At 65.9% G+C, this 8,557-nt stretch carries 9 protein-coding genes; 3 read left to right on the top strand and 6 right to left on the bottom strand.

Annotation, left to right across the window (positions count from 1 at the left end; all coding sequences use genetic code 11):
* Nucleotides 1-305: transposase (locus tag C4S73_RS21845; protein WP_103874267.1), on the top strand; the 305-nt coding region annotated here is incomplete at its 5' end.
* 125 nt (nucleotides 306-430) lie between these two features.
* Here the strand turns inward: C4S73_RS21845 and C4S73_RS21840 are convergent.
* A complete protein-coding gene (locus C4S73_RS21840) occupies nucleotides 431-1,777 on the bottom strand; it encodes a sensor histidine kinase (RefSeq protein ID WP_103874647.1) in 1,347 nt (448 codons plus the stop codon).
* 18 nt (nucleotides 1,778-1,795) lie between these two features.
* Between C4S73_RS21840 and C4S73_RS21835 the strand changes: the two genes are divergently transcribed.
* Nucleotides 1,796-2,626, top strand: a complete 831-nt coding sequence (locus C4S73_RS21835) for an EipA family protein (RefSeq protein WP_103874645.1) — start codon at nucleotides 1,796-1,798, stop codon at nucleotides 2,624-2,626.
* A gap of 32 nt (nucleotides 2,627-2,658) precedes the next feature.
* Here C4S73_RS21835 and C4S73_RS21830 read toward each other — a convergent pair whose 3' ends face one another.
* The 5 genes from C4S73_RS21830 to C4S73_RS21810 form a co-directional block, all read right to left on the bottom strand.
* Nucleotides 2,659-3,198 carry a lysophospholipid acyltransferase family protein gene (locus C4S73_RS21830; RefSeq protein WP_103874644.1) on the bottom strand — a complete coding sequence of 180 codons (540 nt, stop codon included), beginning with the start codon at nucleotides 3,196-3,198 and terminating at the stop codon, nucleotides 2,659-2,661.
* A 300-nt stretch (nucleotides 3,199-3,498) separates the two neighbouring features.
* Nucleotides 3,499-4,443: a DMT family transporter gene (locus C4S73_RS21825; protein WP_103874642.1), complete on the bottom strand. Its 945-nt coding sequence runs from the start codon at nucleotides 4,441-4,443 to the stop codon at nucleotides 3,499-3,501.
* On the bottom strand, nucleotides 4,440-5,180 hold the full coding sequence (locus C4S73_RS21820; RefSeq protein WP_103874640.1) for an alanyl-tRNA editing protein: 741 nt from the start codon (nucleotides 5,178-5,180) through the stop codon (nucleotides 4,440-4,442). Before C4S73_RS21820 ends, C4S73_RS21825 begins: the two co-directional genes overlap by 4 nt.
* A 349-nt stretch (nucleotides 5,181-5,529) precedes the next feature.
* Nucleotides 5,530-6,360, bottom strand: coding sequence for an AraC family transcriptional regulator (locus tag C4S73_RS21815; RefSeq protein ID WP_103874639.1), 831 nt, complete (start codon nucleotides 6,358-6,360; stop codon nucleotides 5,530-5,532).
* A 168-nt stretch (nucleotides 6,361-6,528) separates the two neighbouring features.
* Nucleotides 6,529-7,461, bottom strand: coding sequence for a LysR substrate-binding domain-containing protein (locus C4S73_RS21810; protein WP_103874637.1), 933 nt, complete (start codon nucleotides 7,459-7,461; stop codon nucleotides 6,529-6,531).
* A gap of 98 nt (nucleotides 7,462-7,559) precedes the next feature.
* On the opposite strand from C4S73_RS21810, the gene C4S73_RS21805 reads away from it, so the two are divergent.
* Nucleotides 7,560-8,546, top strand: coding sequence for an extracellular solute-binding protein (locus tag C4S73_RS21805; protein WP_103874636.1), 987 nt, complete (start codon nucleotides 7,560-7,562; stop codon nucleotides 8,544-8,546).
* Nucleotides 8,547-8,557: the final 11 nt, after the last annotated feature.

The following is an 8,557-nucleotide window of genomic DNA, read 5'->3' as shown; positions in this document are numbered from 1 at the left end:
TGATGCCCGAACTCGGGCACGTCTCGCCAAAGGCCATCGCTGCCCTGACGGGCCTCGCGCCCTTCAACAACGACAGCGGACGCAGGCGCGGCCAGCGCATGATCAGGGGCGGAAGGCGCCGCGTCCGGCGAGCCCTCTACATGGCCGCGCTTGCCGCCATCCGGACATCGCCGCGCTTCAAGACCTTCTACGACACCATCCGCGCCCGAAGCGCCGCCGCCAAAGTCGCCATCATCGCCGTCGCAAGAAAGCTCATCACCGTCCTCAACGCCATGCTCAAAACAAACACAGCCTTCCAGACATGACCCCAAACGACACAGTTGCCGGGTCTCCCTGCGGTCGCCCGGGACGACGGCGCCTTTCGATGCGAAATGCCCAACTGAAATTGCTTACGACATTCTCGGCCAGGCTCTTAGAGCAAGGCCGCCCCTCAAATAGAGCCGCCGGCCATGTCGGGAAACAGCAGGCGAACGGTGGTGCCCCCGCCTTGCGTGTCGAGGATTTCGAGCTTGCCCAGATGCGCTGCCATGATGTCGCGCACGATCGTGAGGCCAAGCCCCGCTCCAGCCGAATGCGCCGACAGGCGATTGAACGGCTCCGTCATCTGCGCGCGCTGCGTCGCGACGATACCGACGCCGTCATCTGCGACTTCGAGCCTGTTGCCATCGATGACCCGTACGATGATCGTCGAGCGCACCTGCGCATGGCGGATCGCATTGTCGACCAGGTTCGCCAATGCGGCACGGACGGTGGCTTCGTTGGCTTCGATGCTCCGCTCCGTATCCCCTTCTTCCTCGAAGGCGATGTCGATGCCGTTCCCGAGCACCAGAGGTGCCAGATCGACCAGCACGTCTCGCGCCACACGATTGAGCTGAACCGGCTCGAAGGGCAGTTCGGTGTTATGCAGCCGCGCGAGTTGCAGCATCGACGACACGATGGTGGTCAGCCGGTTCACATCGGTCGCCAGCGCCGCACGCGCGCCCGCATCGGCGACGGCATCGACCCTGGTACGCATGATGGCGAGCGGTGTCCGCAGCTCATGGGCAACGTTGTTCATGAAGCGCCGCTGCACATCCATGTTGCCGGCAATCTGGTCGAGCGCGGAGTTCAGCGCATTCGTCAGCGGCATCAGCTCGACGGGCGTCTTCAGCGTCGGCAGCAGCCCGCGCGGGGCCCGTGGGTCGATGCTGGCGGCCGCTTCGGCCGCGCGCCGCAACGTCCCGGCGATATAGGACACCGACATGGAGATAGCCGCCGCGATGACGATCCCGAAGACGAGGGAGATCGCGAGCGCCGGGCCGGCGATGGCCCGTAGGAAATGGACGAGGATCAGGTCCCAGCCGGGTACGCCGCCGCCGGTCGCGACAATGATACGGGCCCCATCCCTTTCGAGAATATCGAAAGTGAGGGCATTTTCTCCGCCGCCGCCGACCCGCATCTGCGCCGCGATGGTCGGCCCGTCGAGCCGAACGTCGATCGGCAGGCTCGGCCGCAATTCTCGGGCATACTCTACGACGGATCGTCCATCGGACACGACATACCAGAGCAACGGGCTGGCGCTCTCGATCTTCAGCAGCTCCGGCGTCTTGTCCATCAGCAATCCTTCGGCAGATTGGCGGACGCCTTGCCGAATGATTTCAGAGGTCACGTCGTTGCGTAGCGAGGCGGGTTCCTCAGTGATGAAGGTGAAAGCCAGAACGGCGGCGATTCCGGCTGCGAAAATCGCAACGCCGAGCAATGTCAGCCGTATCGTCAGGGCGCGCGACAGCGACATCATGGCAGGCTCCGGAAGGCATTGGGCCGGCGCGTCTGGCCTGTCGGCAACGGGCGGCGCGTCGAGCTATGTATCGTCACGGAGCCTCGGTCGAGCTATGACGAGCGGATCGGTCAGCGCCCGCTGGTCATGGTCATGATCTGCGTTTACGTCTTCGTTCAGTTCTGCTTCGAGTACGCTTGCCTCATGAATGCGCAAAGAGCCAGATGGCGGGAGCTCCACCTGCGCTTCCTCCCTGCCGCCGCCCTTGCGTTTCTGCTGGTGCTGGGCACGGCGGCACGCGCCGACGAGAGCATCAAGCCGGGCCAGCTGCCGCCGACCCCGCGCCAGGCCATTCTGGGATCGGTCGAGCAGGTTTTCGATAAGACGTCGAAGATCGTCAGCGTGGCCGTCGAGCGTTCGCTGTCGCTCTTCGGCGAACCGAATGCCTATATCGTCGGCGGCGAACTCAGCGGTTCCTTCGTCGTCGGCGGGCGGCATGGTGTCGGGCATTTGCAGTTCGCCGAAGGCGCGCCCATGCCGGTGACCTGGTCGGCGCTGTCGATCGGCATCGGGCTTGGCGCCGACTATGGCCGGGTGATCATGCTGGTCTATGGCCTCGACCGCCCCGAGGATGTCTTCGGCACCTATGGCAGCCTCGGCGGCAGCGCCCATTTCCTGGCAGGCGCGAATGCTACGATCCTCGCATCCGATCGTGCCAGGATCGTCCTGATCTCTTCCGGCCTTGGCCTGCGCCTGTCGGGCGATGTCAGCCGCATTCGTATCGAGCCCGCCGTCGATCCCGGCGCCCTGCGCCCGCCTGCGAACATCTGCACCAACCCGTCCGATTGCCTGCAGCCCCCACGGCGCTAGAACGTGAGCGCGAGTACCCTCCCGCGCGTCGCCTAAGCGCGGCGCGCCAGATGCTGATGTGCCGTCACATGGAGCTGGTCGAGCTGCGACGTGATCTCCAGCGCCGTCATGCTGATCTCGCGATCGTCGGCGGTCGCGCGGACATAAAGCGGGTCGGACCAGATCACACAGCCTCGCCCGAAGGGCAGCGCTATGCTGGCCTTGTCCCAGTTCTCGAGGTCCATGCGTGCCGTGGTCACCGCTGCGAAGAGATAGATCGGCCGACCGGACGCCCTCGCCAGTTGAACGGCTCCCCGGCCGGCAACCCGCGAGATCTTTGGAACGTCGGCCGTCAGCAGCACGCTGGTGTCGCCGCGCAGCGCGTCACGCATCTCGATGAAGGCTGGAACGCCTCGCTTTGCCTGAATCTTCGGCCGGCTCTGTGTCCCCGACCCGCGAATGACGCGATGCCCAGCGCGTTTCACCGCAGACGCGACCACCGCGCCGTCGAAATGAAGCGATGCCAGGACCGCCGTCTTCGGCGCCCCGACCAATGCGGCCAGGCTCAGCATCTGCTGCCCATGCCAGGTCATGGCGATGAACGGCTCCCGGCTTCTTTCCCACGGCTTGGCTCCGGGTATCTCCGGCTTGAACCGCGTCGGCGATCATTGCAGACCGCTCTTCCCTGGGATTCATCGCATTCCGCTCCACGGTGACTCTCGTGGAGTGGTTGCCGCGCAGGTTTGCTCCAACATTGCACGGGCCACTGGGGCCGCGATGAAATGGCTTGGAGCCGGGGGCGTGCGCCCAATGCGGCCGATCGAATGTCGAACCCGACCAGAGTTCGCAGCAGGGAGACCGAGTCGTCCGTTCGTGGCGCTCCGCCGGCAGGGTCAGGAACGTGGCAATGGGGCTGTCAGGCCAGTCGCGTGGGGCGCCCTTCGGCTGATGGTCGCGAGAGCAAAGCCCGCCAGGATCAGCGCGATGCCGATGAGGTGAAACGACCGGACGGGCTCACCGAGCACCAGGAAGGCGAGCGCGGCGGTGAAGAGGGCAACGAGATGGAACGAGGCGCCCGTGGCGGTTGCGCCGAGCGTGGCGACGCAGCGGTTCCACAGCACGAAGGCCAGCAGCGAGGCGAAGAGGCCGATATAAAGCACGGCGGCGAGCGAACCAGCGTCCAGCGGGATCGTCGCGCCATGGCCAAGCTCAACGATCCAGAAGGGCATCAGCACGACGAGGCCAGCAGCCATCGTTGCGGCGAGAAAGACGAGCGGGTCGAGTTCGGCGGGCTTCCGCCGGAGAAGGACCGAGTAAAGTGCGTAATTGGCGACGGCGACGAGGACGAGCAACTCGCCTCCCCCGAGCGAGAGCTGTCGGAGGCTAACGACATCGCCGCGCGACACGATCCAGGTGACGCCGACGAAAGACAGGGCGACGCCACAGAGCGTCCGCGGCGCGACCCGCTCGACGCCGAGCGCGAATGCGGCCAGCGGCACCATCAGCGGCAGGGTCGAGTTCAGGAACGCGACGCTTGCGGCCGGCACAGTCTGCAAGGCGAGATAGCCGAGCGCGTTGTAGCCGGCGATGCCGAAGGCGCCGCAACCGAAGATGAGCAGGGCATGCCGGCGCAAGAGCTGCCGCTGCTCATAGGCGCGCCGCGCCACGAAGGGTGCGAGCACGGACAGCGCCACCAGCCAGCGCCCGACGGCAAGCGAGACCGGCGGAAAGGTCGTGCCGAGCGCGCGGCCGAGAACGAGGTTGCCGGCCCAGAACAAGGGCGGCAGCCACAGCAGCAGCGCCGGTCGCGCCCAGAGCGCCGCGAGGAGCGCCCTCATGTCATGCCCTGACGCGCAAGACCTTCGAGGCCGAGGCGGAGGCGCCGGTTGTGACGGCCCTTATTGTCGATCTTGAGGATTCGGAAGGGGCGCGAGGCTCCCGTCGAGGCGAGATGCGTGCCGCCGCAGGCCTGGCGATCGAGCCCGACGATCTCGACGATCCGCACCTGTCCGTCAGCTGTCGGCGGCGGCGCGACAGAGCGCGACCGGATCAGGCCCGGCTCCGCGCCGGCCTGCGCCTGGGTCACGAGCGTATCGCGGACAACGAGGTCCTGGCGGATGACATCGTTGATCGCCGGTTCAAGGGCCTTCAAACGATCATTATCGGCCTCGGGCAGATCGAAATCGATCCGGGCCGTGCCATCGCCGTTCATCTGGACGCCGGTGACGAGCGCTCCATTGAAAGACTGGTAGACGAGCGCGTTGACGATATGCAGGCCGGTGTGAAGCTCGCGCATCAGCTGCCGGAAGGCGGGATCGACCTCAGCCTCGACCGGCCCGGCGGGCGCTTCGACCGCCTCCGCCAACAAATGCCAGACTTCACCGTCCTGCACTTCGAAGCCGATGACCGCGCTCTCGCCATCCGCCCAGCGCAGCAGACCGCGATCGGCCAATTGCCCTCCGCCTCCGGGATAGAACGGGCTCTCCCGCAGGAGCAGCCGGCCTGGCATCGAGGCCGTGACAACGGTCGAAAGAGTCAGCGTGTCCGGGTTGTCGAGGCAATAATAGCGACCCATGCCGAAGATATCCTGAAATTTGCGAGCGCGGACGGCACCGCATCGCGGTGGCCGGCGGACCGGAGATCAGGAGAGGGTGGCAGAGTTGCGCCGGCCGCTATTGGCTGGAATTGCGGAATGCGGGAGAGGCCGTTTGAGAACTTGGGCCGTCACTCCCAGAGGCTGGCCGACAATATCGCCAAATATTCCGGGTGGTTGCCCGTTGATGAAAATCCCGTCGTCATCCCGGGCGACCGAAGGGAGACCCGGGATCCATGCCGGAACCTATCAGAACGAGGGTTCCGGAATGGATCCCGGGTCTGCGCTGCGCTCCGCCCGGGATGACGACGTTTTTCGCCGATGCCAGCCCTCAGCGCCGCGCGGCGCGCAGCCATTGCAGCGGCGTGATTCCAAAGCAGCGCTTGAAATGCCGGTTCAGCGCGCTCTGGTCGCAGAACCCGGCCGCAAGGGCCGCTTCGACGATGGGCGCGCCCGCCCTGAGCTCGCGCAGCGCCGCCTTCAACCGGACCTGCGTCAGATAGGCATGGGGGGTCAGCCCGGTCGCGCGCTTGAACAGCCCGATGAGCTGGAACGGCGTCAGTCCCACAGCCGCACCCATGCCGTCGAGCGTCAACTCCTCCGCATAGCGGTCGCTCATGAGCGCCTGCACCTTGCCTGCAAGCTGGCTGTCGCGGGGCGCTGCCGGGATGCGCTCTCCGCCGCTGCCATGACGACCGAACAGCACGCCGAAGCTACGCACCAGCAGCTCGCGCTCCTCGAACGGATCGCGACCCGCGTCGAGCGCTCGATGCAGCGACAGAAAGGACGCGACAAGCGCATCATCCCTGAAGACGTTGGCGGTGAAGTATGGCGTCGCGGCAATGCCAAGCGAGCGACCGATCGCATCGATCGCGGGCTGGCTCAGATAGAGGCCGCGATATTGCCAGCGCCGGCTCCAGCCCATGCGCCCGGAATGGGGCTCGGCGGGGTTGAACACCAGCAGCGCAGACGCGCTTGCCTCCTCCGTCGAACCGCGGCTCTTGAATTGCGAACCACCGTCTTCCGTTACGGCGACGACGAGGGCCTCGTGGCTGTGTGGCGCATAATCATGGCTGGTGAAGTCGGCAGCGAGACAGCTCAGCCCCGGGACATGGGGGTCCTTCCAATAGCGTGAGCTGTTGCGCGTATCGACCCGGGCCAAGCTTCGGTCCCCCTGACGGCGTCATCATAGCAGGCTGCCGCATCGGCCGCGATCCCCGCTTCCAGCCCATCATCTCCACCCGAACTCTTGACGGCTCGCATCCAATTCGAACGCCGCAGATGACGGCGCGCCGCAACGGCCAAGGTTCAGACAGGCGGAAACACTTGGTCACCCCCGTGATGACCCAGTGTTTCCGAGTGAATTCAGCACGCTCTGACGGCGATCCGCCGCGCCTTCTTTGAAGGCAGCGAGCGCAATGGCGACGAAAGCGCCGACGCTTCCCAGGCTGCGGGTCTCCCGCCGCGTGACCAGATACTCTCCAGCCAGGACATTGAAGTCGCAGACGGCCAGCGCGCGCAGCCGGGGGTCGAAGCCGCGCTCGCGATCGAGCACGATTCCGATGCCGATCCCGGCCGCCACCGCCTCCTTGACCGCCTCGCGGCTGCCGAGGACCAGATGAGGCGCAAGCTCGATGCCGCGCTCCGCCAGCGCCGCCTCGAAGAGATGGCGCGTCATCGAGCCGGCCTCCCGTGTCACCAGGCGCTGACCTCGGAGCTCGCCTGCCTCGATCTCTCCGCGCTCCCACCAGGAATGGCCGGCATGGACGAGGATCTCCACCCGCTGGTCGAGCAGGAAGTCGCAGGCAAAATCGGGATGCGGCTCGCGCAGTGTCGCGATGGCGATGTCGACGCGGTGCTGCGCGACGAGATCCAGCAGCCTGCTGGAATTTTCGAGCCGCACGTCGAGCTGCACTCCCGGATGATCGGTGGTGAAGCGTTCCAGGATCGGCATGGCGACATAGGGCGCACACAGGCCGATGGCGAGGTGCCCCGTGGCAAGGCTGCGGCCGTCGCTCATCCGGGCCGAGATGTCGTCGAGCATAAGGATCGCCTGCCGGACCTTCGGCAGCAGGTCGAGCGCGTCCAGGGTCAGTTCGACACCGCCGGCAGTGCGCTGGAACAGTCGCGTCCCGACTGCATCCTCAAGGGATTTTACGTGCTGCGTGATCGCGGGCTGGCTGACGCCCAGCGCCTGGGCGGCAGCCGAGAAGGTGCGATGGCTCGCGACGGCGTGGAAGGCACGGAGTTGGGACAGGTTCATGGGGCAGGCCGGCGCTCGAATAAGTTCAGCTTCATTCCAGTGTCACACGATTTAGCGACACTTATATCACGACAGCGCTCAAGGGCACGGAGACATCGATGCCAACCCCCAGCACCAGAAGCCTCAGCACCAAAAGCCTCGCGCGGATCGCCGCCATCGCGGCGGCCGCTTTCACTCTGGCGGGCGGCGCCGCGCTCGCCAAAGAGGTCGTGATCTACAACGCCTCCGACAGCGTCAACAACGCGCTCGTCAGCGCCTTCAAGAAGAAGCACCCTGACATCGAGGTGAAGTTCGTCTCGGGCTCGACCGGCCCGATCGCCGAGCGCGCCATCGCCGAGAAGGCCAAGCCGCAGGCCGACGTCGTGTATCTCGTCAACAACGCCGCTCTGGAGCAGCTCAAGCAGGCCGGCGTGTTCGAGCCCTACGAGCCGAAGGGCTCGAAGATCCTGCCCGCCTTCCGCGACGATGATGGTTTCTACAGCAAGTACTTCGCGACGACGATGTGCATGGTGGTCAACAAGGAACGGCTGGCGCAGAAGGGCCTGCCCATGCCCGCGACCTGGGAAGACCTGATCAGGCCGGTCTACCGCAAGGAGATTGCGCTGCCGTCGCCACTCAAATCGGGCACTGGCGGCGCTATCCTCACCACCTTCGTCGACGCTTTCGGCTGGCCCTTCGTCGAGAACCTCAACGAGAACGTCTACCAGTATTCCGATGGCGGCTCCGGCGGCGCGCAACTGGCGGGCGCGGGCGAGGTCGCTATCGGCCTGACCTTCGACACCACCTGCTTCGAGACCAAGGCTTCGGGCAGGCCGGTCGAGATCGTCTATGGCCGGATCACGCCCAACGTCACCGAAGGCGGCGGCCTGGTCGCCGGCGGCCCCAACCCGGCCGAGGCCAAGATCTTCCTCGATTTCATGGCGGGCGATGACGCGGCTGCCGTGCTCGGCAAGGTTGTCGGCGCCACGGCCGTGCCCGGGCACGGACTGGTCGATCTGAAACAGATCACGCTCTGGCAGATGCGCCGCCCGGTCGACATGACCGCCTTCCGGCGCGAATTCGCCAGCCGCATCCTCAAGCAGTGACGGGCCTGGAA

This window comes from Allobosea lathyri (assembly GCF_900108245.1).
Classification (GTDB): Bacteria; Pseudomonadota; Alphaproteobacteria; order Rhizobiales; family Beijerinckiaceae; genus Allobosea; species Allobosea lathyri.
The sequence above is the reverse complement of the archived record's forward strand: the minus strand, read 5'-3'. Positions and strand labels throughout refer to the sequence as shown.